Raw genomic sequence first — 25,996 nt, forward strand, 5'->3', positions numbered from 1 at the left:
ACTCCTACAACCGTGAGGGCAAGTTACGAAATGCCGTGGGCTGTGCGTTTCGTGGCTTCGAGCCGCAGTGAAAACCGTACTGGGGCTGGAAGCCCCAGCCACGTCTGAAAGCAAAATGCTCTCCATTCAAAAAACGAAAAAACGCTCGGCCTCCCCCCGGTGGCCGAGCGTTCTTACTTTCTGGCTCAGGTCGCGACTCTCGAAAACACGCTACGTCATTGCTTGGTCGAACGTTTCTCACCGGCTCCCGTTAACGGTCGTCCAAACTTGACGTGTTCTGCGTGCTTCGCTGAATCGCGATCATGAAGATGCCAAAAAGTCTCGTTTCGATATGAATCCTGTCAGCAAGCCGAAGTTAAAATCTTCGGCAGCATCGGCTGACTCTAAGCCTAAAGCGGTGAACGCATTGTCGACGGCATCGATGGTCGCGTTGGCACCCGTTCCCGCTTGCTCGCCGCCGTCACGCAGGTTGTCAGGACGATCGATTCGTTGCACTTGGTAAGTCCCAGCGAACAGATTGTCGAACTCGTACAAGCCGTCTGCGCCGGTCGTATCTTGAACGCTAACCGTATTGCCGAACGCATCGGTTCCCGTCAGCTCGACCGTGACCCCCGAAACAGGTGTTTCGCCAGCATCGAATTGGCTGTTATTGTTTGCATCAATGAAGACGAAGCCGTCGATGGTTGACGTTTGCGGATCGACCGTCGTCGAGGCACTTGCCGAGTTGTTGTCTGTGTCCGATTCGTTCGTCGTCGTACTGACCGCGACCGAGTTGACTTGAGTTGCGGTCACGCCAGCGTTGACGGTTGCCAGAATCGTGAACGTGTAGTCATCACCACTGGCGAGAGAGCCGCCGTTGACGGTAACGACTCCGTTTGCTGCGGATAGTGTTTCGTCGTTAGGCCCTGTCCCACTCACAAAGGTGACACCGGCTGGCAAGGTATCCACGGCCGTGACGGCTGCCGCGGTCGATGGTCCAGCGTTCGAAACGGTGACGGTGTAGGTTAGTGTATCGCCTGCTTTTGCATTACTTGAACTGACGGTTTTGCTGACGGTCAAATCGACCACTGGCGTGACCGTAATGTCGGCGGTATCGGAGTTGTTGTCGATTGTGTTTTCGCCAGCAGCCGAGAGGTCGGGGACGCTGGCGGTATTCGTAATTTGGCCTGCGGCGGTGGCACCGACGGTGAAGGTCAACGTCGCCGTTGCCGAGGATCCGCTATCGAGTGTGATCGCGGGGAACGTGACAACACTACCGTCGCTGGTCCCATTTTGATTGTTGAGCGTTCCGCTGACAAAGGTCAAGCCAGCGGGAATCGTATCGGTCAAAATCACTCCCGAGGCCGTGCTTGGGCCTTCGTTGTTGACCGTGACGGTATAGACGACAGTTGCTCCGGGTTCGGGAGCGGCATTGCTGACCTCTTTTTCGACAACGACGTCAAAGTCGGGTGTTAGCGTCGTTTCCGCTGTTGCCGTGATGACGCCGTCCGCCGGATCATCCAAACTGGCGGTATTCGTCAGCGTTCCGGTCGCCGCTTCGTCGATCGTGTTTGTCAAAATCGTAAACGTACGAACTTGGCCGATTGCGACGGTCCCGAGCGTGACCGTTGCGATTTGATTCGCGGTGTTGAAGGAGCTACTATCGCCGGTCGCATTGTCGATGATCGTGATCGTGTCGCCGAGCAGTCCTGTGGGCAGCGTGTCGGTGATGACCACGTCGAGTGCATCGCTGACGCTCGATGCGTCATGGCGAACGGTAATCGTGTATAGCAATTCGTCTTGACCAGGAACCGCGTCGGTGCGGCCATCGGTAACGCCAGCGATGACGACCGATTTTTCGATAAGGAGGTCGACGTCCCGAGTGATTGGATCGCTGGTCGAATCGCTGTTGTTGGTGTCGTCCGAATCGGTATCGGTGGTGGTCACGACCGCGGTATTATCGAGCGTCCCGGTTGCGGAAGACAGGAGTGACACATCGATCGAGAATGACTTCGATTCGCCGACGCCCAGCGTCCCGACGTCGAAGGTCAAGTTTTGGTCGTCGCCTGCCACACGGGTGACATCCGAGGTGCCCGCATCAAAACTAACGAGCGTCAGCGCCGCAGCCAAGGCATCGGTCACGGTGACGTCTCTTGCCTCGCCTGGCCCGGTGTTGGTAACGGTGAACTCATAGGTAAACGTACCACCGGCCACCACCACATCGCCGGTTTCCACCGCCTTGCTGATCGCCACATCAACGACGCGATCCACCGTGTTCTCAAAATCGTCCGTATTGTTGTCCAAGTCTGGATCGAAGGTGGATGACGACACGGTCGCAGCATTGGTAATCGGGCTTGGTGCGTCGGCATCGATCGTGACATTCAAGGTGATGACCGCGGCGTCGACGCCAGCAGCCAAATTGTCGATTCGGGCGGTGACTTCGCGGGTAATGGAATCGAACGTTACCGTCTGAGTTCCCGTACCGCCTGCAATACTTCCACTTACGAAATCGACCCCTACCGGCAACGTGTCGACAACCACCACATCGGCGGCATCGGTAGCACCCGTGGCGTCATTGAAGACGCTGATCGTATAGGCAATCGGTGTCCCTGCATTGGGAGTGGTGGCTGGACCTGTTTTGATCAAACGCAAGTCAGCCGACTCGAGGACGACATCCTCTGGATCACTATTGTTGGTTGTGTCCACATCAACTTGGTCAACCGTTTCGACGGTTGCAGTGTTGGTGACAGAGTCCGTCAATGCTGCTGAAATATCAGCGGTGATTTGGAACGTCACACCGGCCTGATCTGGATCGATCGTCCCCAGGTTGACACTGGCGGTCAGTCCATTGACGGTCGGGGTGCCTGCGCCCGCAGGCAAACCGCTGAAGACAGGGTTCGACAAGCCGGTCGGTAAAGTATCGGTAAAGATCGCATTGGTAGCTGCAACAATGTCGGTACTTGTTGGTGAATCGTTTTGGACCACGATGTCAAAGACGACTTGACCACCAGGTCGTAGATCGGACGCGGCTTGATTGATCGTTTTGGTGATCGATAAATCGACTTGCGGAAACACGCCAAAATCGATCGTCGTGTTGGTGTTCGGATCGGTATCCGCATCATCGATTGGCTCAGCGTTGCTTACCAGCGTGATCGTTCCGGTAACGAGTCCGACACCGGCGGTATAGGATCCGTTGCTATCGTTGTCGACATCATTGTTCGGGTCGACGGCGACGTTGGTACTGGGGGCCAGACCGAACAAAGGTCCTGCGGCAGCAAAATTCGACTCAGGAATCACGACAACGTAATCGCCAGGATCGACTTCGTCGAATTGGTAGGTTCCGGCAGTCGTGGTCGTTGTGTCGATCGGAGTATCGGTCGCAGGGTTTTGATCCGCGCGGAACAATTGCACCGTGATCGGACTACTGATTAGCGGTTCGGAACCATCGCGGAAACCGTCATTTTGAAAAGCACCCGCACCATTGTCGAGAAACACGTCTCCACCGAGTGTCAGCGGTTGGATGTTGGCAAGATTTGTGACAATGGGTTCGGGACGAATCGCTTCGACGATGGAGACGCGGATGTCATTGTCACCCGTCAGTTGGCTCGACGCTTCGATCGCACCGACGTTTCGGAAATCAGCTCCCGTGCCCCCCGCGACGGTAAATGCGTCAAACTGAACAAAGGTTTCCAGGAAATTGACTGCATCGACGGGCACGGTGACGGTTGTCGTCGAAAAGTTGGCTGCGTCGGTATAGACGGTTAGCAAGAGCGTTTCCCCCGCATCGGCGGCGCGCGTTTGTACAATGATTCCAGCGCCGGGGAATTGTCGTTGTGCGCCCGCTGGGTCGAGTGGGTCGATCGCGGTTTCGGCGGACAAGGAAACGCCGCCCAATCCCGTTGGGTCGAGCGTGATACTATTGTCAGGACCGTCGTATTGGATCAGTGCGGTACCTTCACCACCGCCCCCCGATGAGATCGTCAGAGCGTCTTGAGCCGTATCGACTTCGATGAGAATGTTACCGGATGCGTTGGTTCGCGTCGCTTGAATATCGCGGCTACCGCCGATCGCTTCGGATGCAGCGGCCGAGTCGACATTGGTTGGATTCGAAGCGTTCGCCAAGACGGAAACGGCGGTGGTTGAGTAGTCGTCGATCAACTGAGTCCGTACCCCGTCATCGTCGGTCTCGCTAATCGTCACGAGTATCGGTGCGGGAGCTTCTTGACCCGACACCGCATCCTGAACAACCCAGTAATCGCCGGGTGACAATTGCTCGAAACGATATTCGCCAGGCGATTTCACTGGTTCGCCGGGCGCAGGTGCTGCGGAGGTATCGGTCAAGTCGGTCGCCACCAATTGGTCCGCATCGGCACCGGTCGTCACGAGCGATCCCACATTCCCAGCACCATTATCGCGGAACAACTGAACTTGAACACCTTCAAGCCGCACGTCGCCTGCTTCGAATACCCCGTCCCCATTGCTATCAGTGAACGCGATGCCGCTGATCGCACCCAAATCGGCAGCCATCAACTCTCGTTTGGTTAGCGTCTCGACAAGCAAACGACGTTTGGAGCGTTTTCGAATATCGTTGTTCGCTGAACCGTTTGATCTGTTTTTCGATGCAAGACGATTGATCAGTTTTTGCCAGACCATCATCAGTGTCCTGTATTTCTAGCGGTGACTGTTTGTTGGGGTAAGCATTAAGCTTGTACGTAGACTAGGCCTCTAGCCTGGAATTTGCCGCGCCCTCAGCCTGGAAGCCTCGGCTACACTCATGGCTTATCGGCTGATTGCTATAGTCGGCTTGACTGTTACCAGCGGTATTCTAAGCCGGTACTGATTCCTTGGACCCAGTAATCGACGGAATCAAACGCGAATTCTGGTCGAGCGAGCCCTTCAAGCGGGTCTTGTGCAGGCGGTAATTGGCCTGGATTCAAGTCTCGCGAGATATGCTCGCCCGGTCGAACCACGTTCGACCAATAGATGAACGTGTAGCCGATCATCGCTCGCCAATGGTCGTTCAGCTGGTAGCCCAAGTTGACGTTGAACTCAGGAATCACCGAAAACTCGCTGCGATCGTAGGATCCAATATTGGATGGTTGAGCTAGCAAACCTCCGACAAACGTATGCTGTCCGGGGTTCGTGGCATCACCCGAGATCACGGTGTTGCCGTTGATGTCGACACGTTGGTGAGTCACACCGACGCCCAACCGCAGTTGCCCGTCGATGGTCCAGTTGTTTCGCGTCTGACGATAGTTCCAACCGATATCAAGCCCGTTGAACTTGTTTTGAGTCCGGAAGTAATCGTTGATATCAAAGTTCGCTTGTGGGCTGATGCCCGTCAGGTTTTCGGTGACGCCGACACTTTCGGTAAGTTGCATGTAGCGGTAGCCAATTCGCATTTCCGTTCGTGAGCAATAGGGTTGTTCGCACGAATCGAACAACCAACGATTGCAACCTTCGCTGCCGCCTTGCAATCGACGGAAGTGAAAACCACCGCCGACGAGTTCGCTTTCGGCCCGCGCTGAAACCGAACCCGAGACGCGAGTGTTCCCGGAGCCGGCGAATGCGACCAATTCGGAATCTTCACGAGTGCTGCCCGTCGCGGGATTGATGTTTACGAAGGGTCTTGCCAAGATCGGATCGCCGTTACTGTTGCCGAAGAAGGATTCGCTTTCGCTGCCGATTTGGAAGTATTCTGCTCCGATGCCCCAGGTATGGCACTTGTCGAGCCAGAATCCGAAGCGAAGCCGTCCACCGTTAAAGTTGTCTGTTAATGCGTCGTCACCACCGAACAAGATTCGCGTCGTGTCTCGACCCAAAACGCCTGCGTCGGCCTGATCGATATTGGGGTTGGTGCTGGTCGTCACCAAAGGTGGTAGCTCCATCCCGTCTTGCCACCATGCCAGATATTCGAACGACACCCAACCATCGGTTGGTAGGCAAAGGGTAACGCAAGGGCGCCACGTTTCGGGACCACACAATTCGCCACAGCAACTGTTGCAGGATCCCGCGGAATAATTGCAGCACGAGGGCGAACTGCATCCGCCATCACAGCCACCGTTACAGGATGCCGATTCGCAACCACATCCGCCCATCGGTAACGCGTCGCAAGCGGTTTCACCGTAGATCGGAGCGAGTGCGACTTGACCGTCGAGCGGTGCTTGAATGACCTCTCCTTCGTAGATGGGGCCATCGACAATCGGTCCTTCGATGACCGAGACGGTCCGACCGGTTGGAGGGTGTGGGATGGCATGTCCGACTTGGCGAACGGCATAGGTTTTGCCGACGGCACCGTTTGCCTTGGCCGCGTCACTGTTGCTGTTTGCCTCGCGGCGAATCGGAGCTGGATTCGCAGCGGCATCGACGTTTTTCGCAACGCGAACGGGTTGCCAGCTTGCTCGGGCGTTTCGTTCGGTCTTGCGAACAAAGCCTTGATTCGAGTCTTGGGACGATTGAGCGCTTGCCGGTACGGCAAACAATGCCGCCAAAACAAGCGTGAAACTGGAGGTGCGGAGGATTGTAGTCACTGGCTTCACCAAAAGGATTCTGGAAGGCGAAGGACCGAAACCCTGAAAAATACAGGGTTCATGTCAAGCATCGCTGAAAGTGGTGTCACCCCCCCGGGTAAACGAATCGAGATAAACGCTCGGCCACTCGGCCGCCGACTATCTCGCTCACCACAGATATCGACCAGAAAAGGGAAGAAGCTAAACCGAAAAGCCGAAAAATCGAAAAAATCAAAAAAGTCTTCGCAACCGGCACAGGTTGCCAGTCGGGTGTCGGTCGGATTTCATTTCCTTACCCACTCACCATGCCGCTCTACTCTCCAAGCGGATAGCGGTCACCGAGGGCATCTTCGATCGATATGCCCACCCCACCCAAAATCGACTCTACCCAAGATTGGAAGTTGGCACGCCAGTGCCTGCGTGGGAGACACCAATCACCTTTACGGGCCTGTTTCCTGGCGATGAGTCTTCTGGTAAAATTCTTCCTAACTAGACCGAACGACTCGGTTAGATCCCGATCCTGGAATGAAACAAGATGTCCGAAACGACTCCCGCCTCCGATATTTCTATTGATGATCGAACCCGTGCCGAAGTCGAGGAGCTGAGGAGGCTTAATTCGCTGTCGTTCTCCCAGTCCGCTCTTGGTTACATCAAACGAACCGGCCCTGGACTCTTGCAAAGTGCAATGACCTTAGGGGCGGGAAGTGCAGCAGCTTCGGTAATCGCCGGTGCATCCTTTGGTTACAAACTGTTGTGGGTGCAACCGGTTGCCATGTTTTTGGGCGTGATGATGCTCGGCGCCCTCAGCAATGTCGTATTGACCACGGGCGAGCGGCCGTACAAATCATTTGGACGTGAAATCGGAAAATGGTTGGTGATTCTTTGGGCGCTTGGAACAATCATGTCCTCCATTATCTGGCATTTCCCCCAGTATGGGTTAGCCGCCAGTGCCGCTCGTGACTTGGGTGATTTGAATGGAATCGTCAGTATCGAACCACAGGTCGCCGCAGCAACGGCGGTTTTAGAAGAAGCGCAGAGGGCGAGTGATCCAGTGCTCATCGCTGAAGCAAAATCTTCGTTATCGGCTGTCAAGAGCGAAACCACGGCATTGGGATTGGGATTCACCAATGCAGGATTGATGCTCAGCTTTGGGATTGGTTTATTGATCTTGTTTATCAATATCATCACCACGTTTAACTACGGCGGCGATTCCAAAGGGGTGCGTGTCTACGAATGGTTTTTGCGAGGCTGCATTGCCCTGGTCGTGATCATGTTTGGCATCGTCGTTGTGGCCAAAATCGATGTGGTGGCCCAAGATATTGGCGACATCTTTAAAGGCTTTATCGGTTGGTATGGCATCCCGAACCTGTGGAATGTTGACGGTTCGCTCAACAATAGCACCATCACTCAAGTGCTTGGTATGTTGGGCGCTGCGGTTGGTATCAATATGACGTTCTTGTATCCGTATTCTCTCTTAAAGAAGGGCTGGGGGAAGGATCACAAGAAGTTGGCCCGTTGGGATCTCGGCATGACGATGTTCCTGCCGTTCGTATTGGTCACATCGCTCGTGATTATCGCAATGAAAGTGGGCGGTGTTTACGACGGTGCCGATGTGGTCAACACGACCATCAAACCACTTGGCGCCGCCCGTGCACTTGGTGGCGTCTTGGGCGAAAACGCGGGCCGCGTTATTTTTGATCTTGGACTGATTGGAATGACGTGTGGCGCGATTAGTACGCATATGGTGGTTTGCGGTTTTACGTTCTGCGAAATGCTAGGACTCGAGCAAACCAAGACGCGATTCCGCATGTTTGCCCTCGTTCCAGCAATCGGACTTCTAGGCGTCATTTCCTCGCTGCCAATCTGGTTCCCCGTTGCGGCATCCGCCGTCTGTTTCACGATGTTGCCAATCGCTTACTTGACGTTCCTGATCATGAACAATAAACGCAGCTACATTGGCGATGCGGTTGGTTCAGGGGTGCCTCGCTTCTTGTTCAATATGATCTTGATCGTCGCTTTGGCTGTGGCAACGATTGGTTCGGGAATCAAGATCTACTCGAACGTGATTCTGTTCTTCTTTGGCGATTGATTGAGGTCCCTGTCCGTTTCGTCCGTGCTGAAAAACAAAAGTCTTGGCGACTTTTGTTACAACTTGATTCCGTGCTCGTCGATCTCGAAGGGGACGATCGATTCGTCGCAGACGCTGCCACGGTGTTTGGCCACCTGCAATGCTCGCCCCATGCGATTGCCGTCACGTGTTTTGCCCATCAAGATAATCGTGTTAGCGCCTGACAAGAGGTCGCCACTTTCGATTTTTCGAGTTAGCAAGTCGTCGAGCATCACTTCGTGGCTGGTTGCCAAGAGCAGGCATCCAATATCGCGATGATCATACACATGAGCTTCCACCTTTTCGCGGTTTTCACGAAAGTGGATGCGAAACAGATCACGGGCGACCCAGTCATGGTCCTTGTGAAGAATTTGGTGATAGATGTAGTCGAACAACTCAAACTGAATGGAGTCGCTAACGCATTCGGTAGGTTCAATGCCATCGATGACGCATCGTCGCACGCCATGGACGAAGTGGCGATAGAAAAAGGCGATCGCCTGATCGAGTTTTCGCGACTGCTCGACTTTCCATTCTCGCCATTGATCAGCATCCAAGTCTGTGGCGGTTACCCTACGTCCAGCATCTTCAAAGATGTGCATCATCTGATCCGCAGAGGGGGCTGCGAACAGCTCGTCTGGGCGGGTGTCGCCGCTCGATGCCGACCGTAGCTCCCAATCGAAAAGCCGACGGGCATATTCGGCATGGTTTTGGGAATCGCCGCGTGCGGTCATATCAAAAAAGATTCCACGATGTTGCTCCTGATGCCCACCCTGGTTGGCGAAAGCAATGCCAAGCTGCGTCTTTCCTATCCCCGAAGCGCCCATGACGACTGTCAGAGTGCCTGGAATTAGACCACCACCAAGCATCGTATCGAGCCGATCAATTCCGGTTTTTAAGCGTTTTTTCATTCGATTGTTTTTTACACCCTTTGAAAATAATGAGGAGGAAAATAATGAGGAGAACGGATAAAGGTGACAAGACACGCTATGCGACGGTGCTTATACTAAGCGAATGGCTGCACAACCATTTGAACCTTCCCGCCTAACCCATCGACAAATAGGAACCCACCGATGCAGAATAGTTCATTCTCCCCATCGTCCTCAAGCCGTGCCACGACACACGAGCCTACAACAAGCCAGCCTACAACGAGCCAGCCCATGAAGAGTCAGCCCATGAAGAGCCAGCCCACGACGACGAAACCGTCGCGACGGAATTTTTTGAAGCAGAGCACTGCCGTTGCAGCGGGTGTCGGCATCGCGACAAACATTGTGCAGCCTTCGATTGCCCAAACGGCTCACGCGGGCGGCAGCGACCAAATCAAGTTTGTCGTTGTCGGCTGTGGCGGACGCGGTAGTGGTGCAGCCAACAATATTATGAACACGAAAGGCAACGTCAAAATGGTGGCCGTCGCCGATGCCTTTCAGGGCAATGCCGATCGCATGGTCAGCGGACTCGCCCGGAAGCATGGTGAGAAGGTGGCCGTTTCGCCTGAGCAAACCTTTTCAGGTCTTGATGCATACAAGAAGGCGATCGATGTGGATTGTGACTTAGTCGTGATTGCGACCCCACCCGGTTTCAAGCCTCAGCAGTTTGAGTATGCCGTTGAAAAGGGCAAGCACATTTTCTCGGAGAAACCGGTCGCAACGGATGCACCTGGGGTCCGCCGTTTTTTAGCAGCGGTCGAAGAATCGAAGCGAAAGAATTTGATGGTTGGCATTGGACTGCAACGACGCCATGAGCCTCAATACATCGAAACCGTCAAGCGAATCCATGATGGTGCGATTGGCGACGTGATAGCCCAGCGTGTCTATTGGAACGGTGGGGGGATTTGGTATCGCAACCGCCAGGAAAACCAATCGGAAATGGCGTTCCAGTGCAACAATTGGTATCACTTCAATTGGGTTTGTGGCGATCAGATTGTCGAACAGCATATCCACAATCTGGATGTCGGATGTTGGGTCAAGGGTGCGTATCCGGTTGAGTGCAACGGCATGGGCGGACGCGAGCAACGTGTTGGCGGCGATCCGACCAAGTCACAGATTTTCGATCACACGTTTTGCGAGTACACGTTCGCCGATGGCACCAAGATGTTCAGTCAAGGACGTCATTTGAAAGGTGCATGGACGGAGGTTTCCGAGTTTGCTCATGGCTCAAAAGGGACCGCAAATCCTGCTGGCATGATCGATGGCGAAAACGCTTGGGCGTTCTCGGGCAAGAAACTTGGCGGCCACCAACAGGAGCAGCACGATTTGATCGAGGCGCTCATGCGTGGTGAGATTTATAACGAGGGTGAGTACGGCGCTCATTCAACATTCTGCGCCATTCTCGGTCGCGAAGCTTGCTACAGTGGAAAGGTGCTCAAGTGGGACGAACTGTTTGAAAAAGGACGCGACTTGGCACCCGGAATTGACGAATACACTATCGATTCGCCTGTGCCCCCTTCCGCAACCCCAGATGCGGATGGAAAGTACCCGATCCCTGTGCCTGGCGAATACAACCCGTTCGCATAGTTGGCCACAAGGTGACTTTGTATCGTAGTGGATCTTGTTAAAGATCCTGGTCCTTGCATCGTAGCGGATCTTTACAAGATCCTCTGCGGCACGCCCTACGATTGCTTGCTTGCGGAATTCGAATCCGCTTCGATGGAGTTGGCAGCAAGCTGATCGTTCGATTTGCTAAAGGGTAATTGAGCTGGTTTTGACTTCGACCACGGCAGGAAAGCGTAGGAAGACGGCACCAGCTTAACGGGGCTGTCGTGAAGTTTTCCAAGATGAATCCCCGGTTTTGCCCAACCCGGCAATTCTCCGATTGTGGATCGGCAACCGGTCGAGCAAGTAAGGAGTGTCGAAAGAAATAGGATCGAGGCGGAGGTTCGCCATCTTAATTTTGAAAACGAAGCCGTTCTAGATTCGCAGATCATGGTGGTTAACTAAGGTCGGGAAGTCAGGTGGGAGATGCATCGATGCACCTTAATCTAACTTATCGGCAAACGAAGCTTGAAAGCTATACAAACCTTTGCTGCAAACCGCATTTTTGGCGGGTCATCGCGGCAAAATAAGTGTATCAAACCAATCGACCAGGAAAGCTATCGTCTGGCCAAGCGGCACTATTCCGGTTCAATCCCGAAATCCCGAATCGTCGTCAAGACTTTCAGTTCAAGACCTTTCGCCGCGAATGCTTCCGCACCGCCTGCGAGCCGATCGATAATACCGATGACGTAGAGCACTTTTAACCCAAACGCTTCGGCAGCTTCGGCCGCTTGAATCGCACTTCCACCACTTGTGATGACGTCTTCGACAATGACGACGGATTGTCCAGGCTCGACCGGGCCTTCAACCTGTTTCCCGGTCCCGTGCCCTTTGGCTTCTTTGCGGACCATGAAACCTTTTAACGGCAAGTTTTGTTGGCCTGCGATTGTCACGATGGAAGCGGTAATCGGGTCCGCACCGATTGCCATTCCGCCGACCGCGTCCGGCATTGTTTCAGAATCTTGAATCACCTGCAGCATTCCCGAACCGATCAGATTGGCTCCCTGGGGATGCAACGTGATTTTTCGGCAATCGAGATAGTAGCTCGCTTTCTTGCCGCTCGCCAACGTGAAGTCGCCTCGGCTAAGAGCTTCGCGGCGGAGGAGATCAATTAATGCACTGCGGTCGTATTTCATGAGGGTCTCAGTGGAGTCGGATCCCGATAGAATCGGTTGTGGTTAAGCAATGTCATTTATTGCCCATTGCAAGCGGCCCGACAAGACCCTCAAACTACTATCGGCGAATCGTCACCGATGAGCCTTGTGTCAAAATACCGTACAAGTCGTCGGCATAGTCTGATGCAACGCTGATACAACCGTGCGGAGTCGGCTTCGTCGCATAGGGACTGCCGTGGATACACAATTGACTGCCGAGATCGAGCCACAGGGTCCCGTAGGGGTTGTTGGGATCCCCTGCAGGCACGGAATTGCCGTTCGCATCGTAGAACGTTCGTTCGGCTTGCTTGTCCTGAATCGTGAATGTGCCCGCTTTCGGTGTCGGATCGTTACCGACGGCAATCGGGAATCGGCCGGCATACAGGTCGCCCAGAAACAGAGTCAACTCTTGTGTCGATAAATTGACTTCCGCACGAAACGGGCCGCGAACGACTTTTAATTCGGTACCTGGCAGCACGGTGATCGGGTCGTCGACACCGTTGATGTTGGCGAGTAATTGCCAAGGAACTTCGTAACGAACCGCAATTTGCATCAGGGTTTCGTGGTGCCCGACGCGATAGGGTTGTTCGAGCAAATGCTGCTTGGAATAGATAACCTCCGCTGCCAAGGCGTCAAGTCGGCCCAGCATCTCGGAGCGTTCCGTTTGGCTCAGGTTCGGTGTGTTGTAGAACAGGCTGAGAGTCGCCAGAGCTTCTTTGCGTTGATCCGCAGCATATTGAGCGTCGGCGGTTTGAATGGCGTTCGCCAGCCCGCGATTCGGTTTAGCCGAAACCTGCTCAGCCAAGGCGGAGTCGCTCGGATTCGATCGTTCAACGGACGATTGTTCTTGTTCAATATCGACAGGGGGAAGATTCGCCATCGGTGTTGAATCGATACCGATGGGGTCCCCATTGGAACCATCCGGAGCGTCAGGCATCGGCAACTCAAATGACATGCCGGTCGACGGATATTCGATGGGAGTCGAAGTTCCCGTTGGTGTCGACCCACTACGGCTCGTCGCAGAAGCCAAGCTTGCTTGAACGGAGGCTCGCGGTCGATTCTCCTCTTCGCCTGGTTGGCGTACCGTTAGGTCGGAGCCCTGCTCGGCATCCGAAAGCTGCGCCGAAACGCCTTCGTCGAACGTGTACGTCTCGGTTGATGATTCAATGCTATCGTCAAAAGATGCACCAAATGTTGGAATCTCTTCCGAGTCAGCGAACGTTGATGGCTGGGGAGTGCCAGGATCGACATCGAGGGCTGCAAGTGAATCGGGTAGCCCGCTTTCGATATCGAAACCTCCTTCATCAATCACCAATTTTGAAATCTCAGGTGGCAACGAATCGGGTGGGGTCGTCAACGAGGTGTAGGCAGCGTACATGACTGTCATCAGTAGAACGACGATGGCAGCGGTTTTGACGGTTTGCACAGCTTTCCTCCATGATCCGGCTCGAAAAGCAAGCCGACAATGGGCAAAATGAAGCGAAATGGGGGTCGTCGCATAACGGCTGCGACGGTTCAATTCGCACCGTAGCTCATTTTGTCAAGCGAAAGCTATAGCAGTTTCCTAATGAGCACACCCTGAACCGACGCTTTCGAAGAAGTCGTTGCCTTTGTCATCGACGAGGATAAAGGCAGGGAAATCTTCGACTTCGATCTTCCATACGGCTTCCATGCCAAGTTCGGAAAATTCAACCACTTCGACTTTGCGAATATTTTCTTTTGCTAGAATCGCAGCAGGGCCACCGATACTGCCCAGATAGAATCCGCCATGCTTGTGGCACGCTTCGGTGACTTGGCGTCCTCGGTTCCCTTTTGCAATCATGACCATGCTGCCTCCATTGCTTTGAAACAGATCGACGTAGGCGTCCATCCGTCCCGCAGTCGTCGGCCCGAACGATCCGCTTGGCATTCCGGTGGGGGTTTTAGCGGGGCCAGCGTAATACACGGGGTGTTGCTTCAAGTAATCGGGCAACGGTTGACCCGAATCGAGCCGCTCTTTCAGCTTCGCATGGGCGATGTCCCGAGCGACAATGATCGGTCCTGAAAGCATCAACCGTGTTTGAATCGGGTATTTTTTCAAGTCCGCCAAAATCTCGGACATTGGTCGATCGAGATCCAAGCGAACGGCTCCCTCATCTTTGCGATGCCGAAGTTCTTCGGGGATGTACTTCAGTGGTTCAAATTCCAATTGCTCCAAGAAGACTCCTTCAGCTGTGATTTTTCCTTTTGCTTGGCGATCGGCACTACAGGAGACACCGATCCCGACGGGCAACGACGCACCGTGCCGTGGGAGCCGGATAACGCGAACATCAATGGCGAAATACTTACCACCGAATTGAGCACCGATGCCGCACTTCTGTGCCGCTTCGAGCAGTTCCGCTTCCAATTCAACGTCTCGGAAAGCGCGGCCCTGAGCATTTCCGCTCGTGGGGAGATTGTCGAGATACTTTGTCGATGCCAATTTGACCGTTTTTAAGTTGGTTTCGGCAGACGTTCCGCCGATGACAAAGGCCAAGTGGTAAGGCGGGCAAGCTGCCGTGCCGAGTGTTTCCATTTTTTCGGTCAAATAGCCGACCAGCGTTTTGGGGTTCAAAATCGCACGCGTCTCTTGATACAAGAACGTCTTGTTCGCCGATCCACCACCCTTCGCAACGAACAGAAACTTGTAGGCATCGCCGTCGCAGGCTCCCAAATCAATCTGGGCGGGCAAATTGGTGCCAGTGTTCTTTTCATCCCACATTGTCAGCGGAGCGTTTTGCGAATAGCGAAGATTGTTTTCGGTGTATGCCTCGAAAACCCCTCGCGATAAAGCCTGCTCGTCACCCTGTGACCAAACTTGATGCCCTTTCTTGCCCATGACGATGGCCGTGCCTGTATCTTGGCAAAACGGTAACACCCCCGCACTAGCAACGTCCGCGTTTTTCAGCATCGTGAGCGCGACCATGCGGTCATTTTCGGACGCTTCTTTGTCGTCTAATATCGCAGCGACTTGCTTTAGATGAGCGGGACGAAGGAAGAAATTAATGTCATGGAACGCCTGCTGGCTCAAGAGCGTCAACGCTTCCGGTTCCAAGCAAAGCATCGATTTGCCGTCAAATTCCTTGACGCTGACATGCTCACTCGTCAACTTCCGGTACTCGGTTTTGTCAGCGGAAAACTCGAAGAGCTCTTGATAAACGAATTCAGGATTGGACATGACTGATTCTATTGAGATTTAGGATTTGCGATAGAAAACGGTTGATTTGCAATTGTCGAGAATCGAGAGGTTTGCAGCAAGGGGCGTTAAGGTGCGACAAGTTGTTCGTGATGACCTGCCAGTTGTCGGCTTTGCTAAAACCGTCGTTGCGCCCCCCTTCGTCTTCGTCGCAATGATCCTGAAAAGGTCGCAAATGGTAGCGGGAGGTGCTGCCAAGCAGCGTACCCTGGCAGCAACGTACCCTGGTACTAGAACCCCGGTACTCGAAAGAACAAAAAGCACCGATCCTAGAAGGGGCGAAGACAACGGATGTTTGTGACCCTTGCCGAGTCGTGGCGAGAATCAGGTTCGCCATCGGGTGATCTCGCTGCGTTCGGGCCACATGCGTATCAACCCAAGTCGAAGGCTTTTTCTTTGCCATCCCGGCAAACCGGTCCTGCCGTTATTAAGTTCAGCTGAGTCAAAGACTTAATGGCTTCTTCCAAACGCAGCTTGAGAGCGCTATCCCGGATGATTCATTAGCCGTTTTGCCGATAGCGGCCTGCTGATTTAATCGTTTAACGCTTAGCCGAAGGCGTCAGCTTTTCTATAAGCGGTCGCCTACGGCTTGGCGTTAAACGATAAGTCGAGTCAAACCGATTAAATCAGCAGGCCGATAGCCACGGCTGCGTGATTTGTCGTGTGAACCGTGGCTAACGGGCCGTCGATGTGACACAGCTCGCATGATGCAGCGAGTGGGCCCCTTACCGAACGACGTGCAAGCTCTTTTTCGATTATACTTATGACCCACTACGACTCTTATCAGGCAAATGAATTGCAGTCTTCACCCAATCCAGCCACGAATCCTATCAAGGAGAATCCTACCGACACGGGGTCGGGTTATTGGCCCTATCTGTTGCCAATGTTCTCGTTCTTGATACTCTCGGAAGTCTCAGCTCGAATTAGCGACGCGTCGAGTCATTCGCTCGGCTTGGCAATGCTTTGTGCTCGCGTCTTTGTCCCGCTTTCGATCCTGGTTTACTTTAGGTGGAAAGGCAGTTATCCCGAACTCCGGGTTTCCTTGAGTGCGATGACGATTGTCGACATTGCGATTGGCGTTCTTCTGGCGGCAATGTGGATGGTGCCTTACTTGCTATTTCCGAACCTTCGTCCCGGTACCGATGGCGCGTTCAATCCTGAGATGGCTGGCAAGGCGTTGGTTCCGTTGGTGTTGACTTTGCGAATGCTTGGCTACGCGATCACAACGCCGTGGATGGAAGAATTGTTCATGCGAAGTTTTCTGCCCCGATATGTTGAGGAGTACGAAAGCGGTGATGACTTTCGATCGGTCCCCATTGCGAAGTTCACTTGGAAGAGTTTTGCCGTCGTTGTCCTTGTCTTTTTAGCGACGCATTTGCCATGGGAATGGTGGGTGATGCTTCCATGGGCGGTCTTAACGATGCTGTGGTTCTACTACCGCAAAGATCTGTTCGCGTTGATCGTCGTTCACGCAGCAACCAACGCCGCGATCTTGATCGCGGCAATCTGTCTTAGCGAAAGAATGTCATTGTGGTATTTCGTCTAATACGAGCGGCAGATGGTGTCTGCGACCAAACGGCCAGCCAGCTCGCTTGAGGTGCAAAGCATGTCAGGAAAAACCTTGTTCGGCACTTTCTTCAACCACTCATTCTTTGGAAGTGCCGGTTGATTCAGCTTTATGCTCGGTTCTTTCTTCGGCCTTGAACTCACCCGAGCATGGCTGTCACTCGTTGGCTGCCACTTCACTGGGGTCCGCTTCTTCACTGGACTGCAGCAATTTGTAAGCTGCTGCTTGAGCTTGTCGGCTGTAATCGATTGACTCTCCCAAGATTCTTGCTGCTTCTTGATCAGCATGGAAACCTTTTGAATTCTCGCTACTGATATAATCGAGACGCCACATTCCTTTGCGTTGTAGATCGCGGATCGGTGCGAGCTGTTCTTCCGTGGCCCCGGCTTCTTGTGCGGCAATGATGGCATCGAGCATATCGGTCATTGCGACGGCGGCCCGGTCTATCAAGGCTCGTGTCCGATCTTGAATCATGTCAACGCGATCTTTTAGCTCTTGCTCAGGTACGTTGTGACACGTTTGGCAAGCGCGGTTGACATTTAGCATTGGGCTACGGACCCAATGGCTGCTGACCTTGGTTGCACCCTGTTTTTCATAGGGCATGTGGCAATCGGCACAACTCACCCCGGCACGTGCGTGAATACCTTGGCTCCACAATTCGAATTCAGGGTGTTGGGCCTTAAAGACCTTCGTGCCAGTTTCTTTGTGAACATAATCGAAGAACTTACCCGCTCCGTCCGGGAATTCGGTTTCATCCCATTCCTGTTCGAGATTCTCTATCTTCAAGCCATGGCTCCAAGGGAATGTCAGCGTCATTTTATTCGCACAGTAATACTCGACATGGCATTGGCCACAGACAAACGAACGCATCTCTTGGCGAGTTGCGTGAACGTTCGGATCGTAGTCACCTGGTGCGCCCGAATTTCTCCATTTTTGAATACTTGGTAGGTGTGGGACCGGATCCTCACTGTTTGCCAATTTCGCGATTCCTTCGATAAAGCCAGGTCGTGTGACTCGGATCGCCATCGTTTCAGGGTCGTGGCAATCGATGCACGATACGGGATGAGCGTCTCCGAGATGCGGGTCACCTTCTTCGGTTGCCTCAATGACTCCATCGGGCGTTTTCTTTAGTTCAGCAGCGACCTCTTCGTAGTTCTTTTGGCTAACGGCGCGGAAACCGGCCATCACCGCTTCTTGGTTGAATGATTTCGCAAGCACGTCCTCGCTCGCCTCTTTGCCCAGTTCTTCTAAACCGATTCGGCGATAGGTCGGTATGATCGACGCGTGACAGTGCAAGCACGCTCCCGCTTGTTGCACGTCGGTGACCCGTTTGGTAGCCGCTTGGTCGCCAAGCATATAAGCATGACCTCTTGCTTCGCGGTAATCGATGCTAAAGGCATAGCCGGCGTAAAGACGTTTGAGCCAAGGATCGCTCTCGAGTTTGCTTGGTGGCATCGCGTTATTTCCGCCGTGTTCGGTTCGCTCGGTGTCGGCGGTAAGCAAATAGCTTTCGTATTGCAGCGGGAAATTGATTCCCCAAGGCGCCGGGTCCGTGCTGACCTCGTTGACTTCCACCAATCGGACGAACGGCGTCCTCGCCTCTTGTTTGCGTTCAAAAATATTGACCAGCAAAGCGACGACGCCGAATGTCGCCAACGCAACCACGCCCGCTAACAACGCGAGGATTCCGAAGCTTCGTTTGTCGGATGATGCCATGTTTCAAACTTCTTCAAAAGGAAAGAGTAAAGAGGAGGTTAACGAAATGCATGCCCCACATCGGAATGACAATGGACACACGATTGCATGTCTTGCTGCGAGGATGCGGGCAATAACGAATGGACAACTTCTTTGTGACAATGGATGCACGAACCTTGTGCAACCTCTTTGTTTCGCGGTTTGATTTGAATCGGGTCGCGGTAATTTTGCAGAGTAAACGCTAACGAATGGAAGAATCCATTGTCCGCTTTCGTCACCCACTTGCCAACAAAGTCGTGTGGCAGATGGCAATCGTTGCAAACAGCAACATGATGATGACTACTGTTTTGCCACGAATCCATGTGCCCCTGCATCACATGGCAATTGACACATGTCTCAGGATTGTTACTTAGATAGCTGGCACCTTTTCCATAGCCAAACGTAAACGTCCCGATCCCGGCAAGAAGCCCAAGTAGGACTGCGAACGTGAGCATTCCCCAGCCGAGCCGAAGCCGCCCAGTTGATCGCTTAGACTCTGGCGAACTCGACTCGGAGCCATCGTTGCTGGGATCAAGCTTGTGTTCTGCAATGGGATCCGCCATCCTCTTGTCCAATCATCGCGTGCCAAAGAATTCGAAAGGTCAAACAATCCGTACTCCGCTGTAACGAAACTAGCACACTCCCTTGGCGATCACAATAACTTGCCAGCAGAATCTACACCTAAATGTGGATTTCAGGGTGGCTGCGACATCGTGTCGCGATGTTATACTTAGCTTGGTCTGAAAATGAAGCGACATTGGCGTTGCCCTAGGCGCAGTGAATCGTTGCTTCGCCATGGTACGTAAACAATCAACAAGACAAGGCCTATGAGACAAAAAGCATGCCGATATCTGGGACTTCTTTTCTGGGCGACCGCGTCTGTATCGGTCGTGTACGCGCTGAGTCGAAACGTGAAGGATCGTCACAACTCGATCGCCAACCAATACTCTTCTCCCTCGCTGGTTTCCTATTTGACAGGGTCGTCGGAACATTTAAGAGTCATCGATACCAGCAACCGTCTCCAGGAGCATGATCCGGTTTTCATTCCGCTTGGCAGTGGCGATTGGAAACAAGTCGGCTACGTGGACCGAGTTTTTCCGTCGGAGCATTCCGCGACATCCGTCCTCATCACTTGGTACGATCCACAATTTGATCCTTCACAGGTCGAGTTCGAGTACCACTACAGTCGTGGAAGTATCGAGGAGGTACTGCGGATGATGTTGCCGCCCGAAAAACGACGACGCATCCAAGAACGGTTGGCGGCAGCGTTTGATGAACACGGCAAAGAATTTTTACACGCCTTCGTGCCGCTGGTCCAAAAAAGCATCGAGCAATCGATGCCAATCATGGAGTTGGAACTACAAGCTTCGCTCGAGCGTCACCGTAGCGAATTTGATGGACTGGCTGAACGTTGGCAGCAAGAAGTGATTCGCAAAAAACTTGTCCCGCTGGCAAAGTCCGAAATACTACCGATCGTGCGACGCAATGGCCAACCAACCGCCGAGGCGATCGGACGCGATGTGTGGGAACGAGCCTCGCTATGGCGTTTCGGTTGGCGAGCCGTCTACGACAAGGCTCCGTTAACGAGCCGCAATATGGTACAAGAGGAATGGCGTCGGTTTGTTGAACAAGAAGCGGTTCCCGTCTTCGAATCTCACATCGACGAGATCGTCGAATCGATCCAAGACACGCTTGTTGAAATCGCTACCAACGAACAGGTTCGCTCCGAGTTGAAACGGGTTGCCGAGCAAATCGCGTCGGACGCCGATGCGAAAGCTTTGGCAAAAGAAATACTCAAAGATACGCTGGTCGACAACAAGCACTTGCATCGAGTTTGGCAAGACGTTTGGCAAAGTGATGAAGCGCAGCAGGCAATCGATAGGGCGGGGCAGAAGATGGAACCGGTCATCCGCCAAATCGGGGATGAGTTGTTCGGGACCCGCGAAACGGGAATTGATCCCATGTTCGCTCTGGTTCTGCGAAACCAAGTATTTGGAAAAGACCGCCGATGGTTGGTCGCTCGCCCAACCGATCAACCCGTCGACGATGCAGGGCGACGAGTTCGGATCGCAGCCGAACCAATGGTTTATCCGGTTATCCATATGGCAAAGAACCTGCCGTGAGTGACGAACCAAACCCACAGCGATCGACGACATCGCTGAAGATCGTCGACCTGGAGATTCACGTCAGTGATCGGACGCTGATTGCTCAAACGAACGTCGAGATTGCGGCGGGGAAAATCACGGTCATCGTCGGTGGAAGTGGTGCCGGAAAGTCGGTGCTGCTTCGGACGTTGGCCGGATTGCTACCGTCCGCTGGTGACACCATTCGCTGGACCGGTCGAATCGAATTCGGGTCGGATCACCATTCCAGGCAAACGAATTCGTTCGCCAACCACCGCGTGGGGATCGTGTTTCAGCAGTTCGCACTCTTTGACGAATTGACACCGATCGAAAATGTTCAATTTGCAATCGATCATCGCACGGATCGGAAGAAACCGAAGTTGCAATCGGCGGGCGAGTGGCTGGATGAGCTGGGCGTTCCTAAATGGGCACCGGTGTCAGGTTTGAGTGGTGGCCAAAAACAAAGACTTGCGATCGCGCGCACGCTTGCTGCCGATCCCGATGTGCTGCTCTACGATGAGCCTACTAGCGGGCTCGATGCGGCAAGTGGACGTAAAGTGGCGGAACTGATTCGGCAAACCCAAACGTCACATCGCCGAACAAGTATCGTCGTGACGCATGACTACGACACGCTACTACCCATCGCTGATGAAGTGCTGCTGCTCGATTCCATCGAGCAACGCTTGATCGCTGTTCCCCAACAGGAATGGGGAAAAATCCCCGAGCGGATGCAGCCGGTGCAAGTTGGCGGTCGAGATCGCTCGGACGATGCCAAGAATACGATCGTGACTCGAGTGATTGAGACGACGAAGCAGTACGTCGATAGCTTTTTCGTTGTGACCGGATCGGCAATCGTAGCGGCGGTGCGGTTACCAGCGCAGTTGTGGCCAGCGGTTCCCAATTTACGCTGGGGACTACGGTTTGTGTTGCACTATTTTCGGCTCGTCGGTGGACCGTCTGCGTGGGTCTATGTGATCTTGGCCGGGTTGATCATCGGGTTTACCAGTACCTATTTCACCTTTCGTTTTTTGCCATTTCGATCTTACACTCAGCCGTTATTGATCGACGAATTGTTGGCCTCGATCGGTTTCGCGTTGTACCGGATTTTGGTGCCAATTTTGGCTACGATTTTGATAGCGGCACGTTGTGGTGCGGCCGTGTCAGCGGACGTGGGGGTAAAGCGTTACGGCGGACAGGTCGATGCGCTGAAAACATTGGGCGTGCCGCCGCGAGCCTATTTGCTGTTGCCGATCGTGATTGCGTTTGTGGTCGCCACGCCGATGCTAGAGTGGATGGCGTACCGTGCGGCAACCATGATGAGTTTGTTTACGTTCGTGTCGAATCATCCCGAGATCGGGCCGTATTATTGGCAGCAGCATTTCTTTCGAAACCTGACAAGTACGCAAAGCCGTTTGTTTATCGGTTGGGGATGGGTGCTCGGGAAAAACGTGCTTTGTGGCTTCGGGACCGCGGCAATCGCTTATTACCGAGGCATGTCAAAAAAGGATTCCGCCAGCGAGGTGAGCCGAGCGATTACTTCAACCGTCTTATGGACGACCTTGTATGTATTGGTCGTACATTTTATCGTAGCGTTATTCGAGTTTTGATAGAAATGTCGCTGTGAAACAGCACTTCCTAAAAAAGGTACAAAAGATGGACAAAAAGTCAAAAAAACGTCTCGATGTCATCAACAAAAAATTAACAACCCTTCGTCCCCGGTTGGCTGGTTCCCGCCAACAGGCAGACGATCCGCAAGAGTTAAAGGAGCTAGAAGATGAGGTCGCGGCGTTGGAAGCTGAAGCCAAGAAGCTAAAGGAATCGTAGACTGAGTCGATCAGCCGGAGACCCCGCATCCGCAGTTGACCCAATTGCAACGGTCGTCGCGGTTTGCGGTGGTGATGCATCCAATGATTTCATGCGCGACAATACGCCTGCTGGCATTTTGTCGCACTGGTTGCGAGGACACAGAACTAATACGATGCATCATGGTTAAATCCTATTGTTCTACCCCGCATCGACAAGTAAATGGAATCCACTCATGAAGTTCAAAACAAAAGGGTTTACGTCGATTCTTTTGTCGATGCTGTTCACGGTTGTCGCTGTTTCTGGGGTCGTGCTCTATGTGGCGCCTCGAGGTCGAACGGCGAATTGGACGGGATGGACAATGCTTGGGCTCGACAAGCATACCTGGGGTTCGCTGCACATCAACGTTTGCCTGTTCTTCGTTGTGGGTGTTGGGTTGCACCTCGTTTTCAACTGGAAAGTGCTTTGGAGTTACGTCAAGAAACGAAGCGCAGGGATGAATCTTAAGCTCGAAATGATTACTGCGATGCTACTCACGGTCTTGGTTACGGCAGGAACAATTATGCATGCCCCCATCCTAACTGCGACCGCGAATTGGAATGAATGGATCAAGGATTATTGGGAAGGCCGATCAGAGAGTGGACCCGCACCCCATGCGGAGGAATTTACCGTATCCCAATTTGCCACCCGTATTGGGTTGTCGGTCGACGAGGTCGAGACGGCACTCAGCGATGAAGGGATCGTTGTGACAAGCCGAGATTCAACGATTGCTGACTTGGCGGAGCAAAATAACATGGTCCCAAAACAAATTTTTTCGACCCTGCAAATGCATTATCCCGAGATCGCAGACTCGATCGGTAATGAGCCATCAACCGGACAAGGTCAGGGCATGGGACAAGGTCAGGGCATGGGACAAGGACGCGGTATGGGACAAGGACGCGGTATGGGACAAGGCATGGGGCAAGGTCAGGGTACGGGGCAAGGACGAGGCATGGGGCAAGGACGAGGCATGGGGCAAGGTCAGGGTGCGGGGCAAGGACGCGGCATGGGACAAGGGCGTGAACTCAACGAGCCGTCAGCGCCGTAAGGGAGGGCATTGAGCGATGCGTCTTCGATGCGTCTTAACAGGGGAATCGATGGCAAGGGGACTGCTGGGAGCAATGAGTTTGGTTTTCATTCCCCTGCCAATTCTCAGGTGGGGTGCCTCGTGCTTTGTCACGGCTTGATTTTAGGCTTGCAAAAGAGTGGCTGGGGACATCTTGTCCCCGTAAGCTGCGGCCGGGATCCACAGCCACGAAAGATTCTAACCCTCCTACTGCGTTCTGACAAAACGTTGCCCCTGATTGTTCGTTAGCCGTTTTGGCGTTGGCCACGGTTCCGTGATCGAGCGGATCAACCCTCTAACTCTTCCCAACGGGCAAATGCCTTGGCTAACTCGTCCTCTGCGCGTGACAACTTTGAATTCACGACTGCAATCTCGGGTCCTGCTTGCTGATAAAATGTGGGGTCAGCCATCGTTTGGTGGAGGCTTTCGATCTCTTGCTCGAGTGTCTCGATCTTTGCTGGCAGTTTTTCCAACTCGAATTTTTCTTTAAACGACAGTTTCTTCGCTGGCGGCTTCACTGAATCCGCCGCCTTGTCGTTGTTCGATTTCGATGCCAATTTTGGCTTGTTCTTTTTCGCTTCGGGCTCCGATTCGCTTGCTTTGCGTCGTTCGATGGTTGCACGCCAATCGTCGTAACCGCCAACGTATTCGTTGACTCCATCTTCTTCAAACACAATTGTACTACTGACGACGTTATTCAGGAACGTTCGATCGTGGCTAACCATCAACACCGTTCCTGCGAACTCGACCAATTCGTCTTCCAGCATTTCGAGTGTTTCCGCATCAAGATCGTTCGTCGGTTCGTCGAGCACGATCACGTTGGCTGGCTGAGTCATCAGTTTTGCTAGCAGCACACGATTGCGTTCCCCACCCGACAAAAACTTGACTTGGGTTCGAACGCGTTCGGGTGTGAACAAGAAGTCTTGTAGATAGCCGATGATGTGTTTGGTCTTGTCCCCGATTTGGATTCGGTCGCTCCCATCGCCGACATTTTCTTCGACGGTTTTTTCGGGATCAAGCGTATCGCGGAGTTGGTCAAAATAGGCGATTGACAAGTTGGTTCCCAGGCGGACTTTGCCTTCGTTCGGTTCCAGTTTACCGAGCAACAATTTCAGCAGCGTCGACTTTCCGACACCGTTCGGGCCGATGATTCCCAATTTGTCGCCGCGCATGATCGTGGTCGAGAAGTCGTTCATGATCGGACGCTCGCCGTAGGCGAACGAGACATGCTTTAGCTCGGCAACTAAGGCGCCACTTCGCTGGGCATCTTGCAGATTGAGTTTTGCTTTTCCCTCGTTTTTTCGTCGTTCGCCTCGAACCAGACGCATCGCTTCGAGCGCTCGAACACGGCCCTCGTTTCGTGTTCGTCGGGCCTTGATTCCTTGGCGAATCCAGGCCTCTTCTTCCGCGAGTTTCTTATCGAACAGTGCGTTCTGCTTCTCCTCAGCAGCAAGCAGTTGTTCTTTTCGTTCGAGAAACGTTTTGTAGTCGCATGACCAATCGAACAACCGTCCTCGATCAATCTCCCAAATCCGTTTGGCCAGATTCTGCAAAAACGAGCGATCGTGAGTGACGAAGAGTAGTGTTTTTTCCCAGCGGCTGAGAAAATTCTCGAGCCAAACAATCGATTCGATATCCAAATGGTTGGTGGGCTCATCCAGAAGCAGAAGGTCGGGGCTGCGAGAAATTGCCTTGGCGAGCAAGACTCGCCGTTTCATTCCACTCGAGAGCGTCTCAAACTCGATATCGGGATCTAGCTCCATTCGCGACAACGTCGAATCGACGGCGTGTTCTAGTTTCCAAGCCTCGTCATGATCGTGCGGATCGTAATCGTCGCCGAGCACAATCGTTCGTACGGTGCCCGTCCAACCGCGAGGGACGTTCTGAGAAAGTCGAGTAATGACCGTTCCCGGACGGATTGTAATCGACCCATGGTCGGGCACGACGTCGCCCGTCAGCATGCGCATCAACGTCGTTTTGCCAGCTCCATTGCGTCCAAGCAAGCCGATGCGTTGCCCGGAATCAATTTTTGCAGAAACCGAGTCGAGTAAAGATGGCCCGCGAAAGCCAATTGTCAAATCATCAAGAGATAGAAGGTTCATACTGACAAAGTTGAATCGCCGAAGGGAAATTCGTCCAGATGGGGTTGGGTTGGAGTGTCGGCTTTGGCCGA

Annotated in this window: 16 protein-coding genes; 7 read left to right on the top strand and 9 right to left on the bottom strand. The window is 53.3% G+C overall.

The annotated features are described in order from the left end of the window. Window positions 1–300: 300 nt before the first annotated feature. Window positions 301–4,635: an SdrD B-like domain-containing protein gene (locus Q31b_RS13455; protein ID WP_146600207.1), complete on the bottom strand. Its 4,335-nt coding sequence runs from the start codon at window positions 4,633–4,635 to the stop codon at window positions 301–303. A gap of 155 nt (window positions 4,636–4,790) precedes the next feature. After that, window positions 4,791–6,509, bottom strand: coding sequence for a BBP7 family outer membrane beta-barrel protein (locus Q31b_RS13460; RefSeq protein WP_146600208.1), 1,719 nt, complete (start codon window positions 6,507–6,509; stop codon window positions 4,791–4,793). Between the two features lie 514 nt (window positions 6,510–7,023). Between Q31b_RS13460 and Q31b_RS13465 the strand changes: the two genes are divergently transcribed. Continuing rightward, on the top strand, window positions 7,024–8,577 hold the full coding sequence (locus Q31b_RS13465) for a divalent metal cation transporter (RefSeq protein ID WP_146600209.1): 1,554 nt from the start codon (window positions 7,024–7,026) through the stop codon (window positions 8,575–8,577). Window positions 8,578–8,633: 56 nt separating this feature from the next. On the opposite strand, the gene Q31b_RS13470 is transcribed toward Q31b_RS13465, so the two are convergent. Further along, complete coding sequence (locus Q31b_RS13470) at window positions 8,634–9,503, bottom strand: RAD55 family ATPase (protein ID WP_146600210.1); 870 nt, start codon at window positions 9,501–9,503, stop codon at window positions 8,634–8,636. Window positions 9,504–9,752: 249 nt separating this feature from the next. Here Q31b_RS13470 and Q31b_RS13475 point away from each other — a divergent pair, with 249 nt between their 5' ends. Then, a complete protein-coding gene (locus Q31b_RS13475) occupies window positions 9,753–11,105 on the top strand; it encodes a Gfo/Idh/MocA family oxidoreductase (protein ID WP_231617550.1) in 1,353 nt (450 codons plus the stop codon). 596 nt (window positions 11,106–11,701) lie between these two features. Here the strand turns inward: Q31b_RS13475 and pyrE are convergent. From pyrE to Q31b_RS13490, 3 genes are all read right to left on the bottom strand, one after another. Further along, window positions 11,702–12,259, bottom strand: coding sequence for an orotate phosphoribosyltransferase (gene pyrE / locus Q31b_RS13480; protein WP_146600212.1), 558 nt, complete (start codon window positions 12,257–12,259; stop codon window positions 11,702–11,704). 97 nt (window positions 12,260–12,356) lie between these two features. After that, window positions 12,357–13,703 (bottom strand): L,D-transpeptidase family protein, encoded by a 1,347-nt coding sequence (locus tag Q31b_RS13485; RefSeq protein ID WP_231617551.1) that lies wholly within the window; start codon window positions 13,701–13,703, stop codon window positions 12,357–12,359. Window positions 13,704–13,841: 138 nt separating this feature from the next. Beyond that, window positions 13,842–15,473, bottom strand: a complete 1,632-nt coding sequence (locus tag Q31b_RS13490) for a fumarate hydratase (RefSeq protein ID WP_146600213.1) — start codon at window positions 15,471–15,473, stop codon at window positions 13,842–13,844. Between the two features lie 781 nt (window positions 15,474–16,254). Between Q31b_RS13490 and Q31b_RS13495 the strand changes: the two genes are divergently transcribed. After that, on the top strand, window positions 16,255–17,037 hold the full coding sequence (locus tag Q31b_RS13495) for a CPBP family glutamic-type intramembrane protease (protein WP_146600214.1): 783 nt from the start codon (window positions 16,255–16,257) through the stop codon (window positions 17,035–17,037). Between the two features lie 177 nt (window positions 17,038–17,214). On the opposite strand, the gene Q31b_RS13500 is transcribed toward Q31b_RS13495, so the two are convergent. Then, window positions 17,215–18,774, bottom strand: a complete 1,560-nt coding sequence (locus Q31b_RS13500; RefSeq protein ID WP_146600215.1) for an ammonia-forming cytochrome c nitrite reductase subunit c552 — start codon at window positions 18,772–18,774, stop codon at window positions 17,215–17,217. 38 nt (window positions 18,775–18,812) lie between these two features. After that, window positions 18,813–19,355, bottom strand: a complete 543-nt coding sequence (gene nrfH / locus Q31b_RS13505) for a cytochrome c nitrite reductase small subunit (protein WP_197171494.1) — start codon at window positions 19,353–19,355, stop codon at window positions 18,813–18,815. A 264-nt stretch (window positions 19,356–19,619) separates the two neighbouring features. Here nrfH and Q31b_RS13510 point away from each other — a divergent pair, with 264 nt between their 5' ends. From Q31b_RS13510 to Q31b_RS13520, 4 genes are all read left to right on the top strand, one after another. Further along, the gene (locus Q31b_RS13510) at window positions 19,620–20,915 is read left to right on the top strand and encodes a hypothetical protein (RefSeq protein ID WP_146600216.1); all 1,296 of its coding nucleotides are present in this window, start codon (window positions 19,620–19,622) and stop codon (window positions 20,913–20,915) included. Continuing rightward, a complete protein-coding gene (locus Q31b_RS13515) occupies window positions 20,912–22,522 on the top strand; it encodes an ABC transporter permease (RefSeq protein WP_231617552.1) in 1,611 nt (536 codons plus the stop codon). The genes Q31b_RS13510 and Q31b_RS13515 overlap by 4 nt, the downstream gene beginning before the upstream one ends. A 46-nt stretch (window positions 22,523–22,568) precedes the next feature. Next, window positions 22,569–22,739 (top strand): hypothetical protein, encoded by a 171-nt coding sequence (locus Q31b_RS28220; RefSeq protein WP_197171496.1) that lies wholly within the window; start codon window positions 22,569–22,571, stop codon window positions 22,737–22,739. Between the two features lie 214 nt (window positions 22,740–22,953). Continuing rightward, window positions 22,954–23,805 (top strand): DUF4405 domain-containing protein, encoded by an 852-nt coding sequence (locus Q31b_RS13520; RefSeq protein ID WP_146600218.1) that lies wholly within the window; start codon window positions 22,954–22,956, stop codon window positions 23,803–23,805. Window positions 23,806–24,110: 305 nt separating this feature from the next. On the opposite strand, the gene Q31b_RS13525 is transcribed toward Q31b_RS13520, so the two are convergent. Next, the gene (locus Q31b_RS13525; protein WP_146600219.1) at window positions 24,111–25,925 is read right to left on the bottom strand and encodes an ATP-binding cassette domain-containing protein; all 1,815 of its coding nucleotides are present in this window, start codon (window positions 25,923–25,925) and stop codon (window positions 24,111–24,113) included. Window positions 25,926–25,996 lie beyond the last annotated feature (71 nt).

Origin of the sequence: Novipirellula aureliae, from assembly GCF_007860185.1 — a bacterium.
Taxonomy (GTDB): domain Bacteria; phylum Planctomycetota; class Planctomycetia; order Pirellulales; family Pirellulaceae; genus Novipirellula_A; species Novipirellula_A aureliae.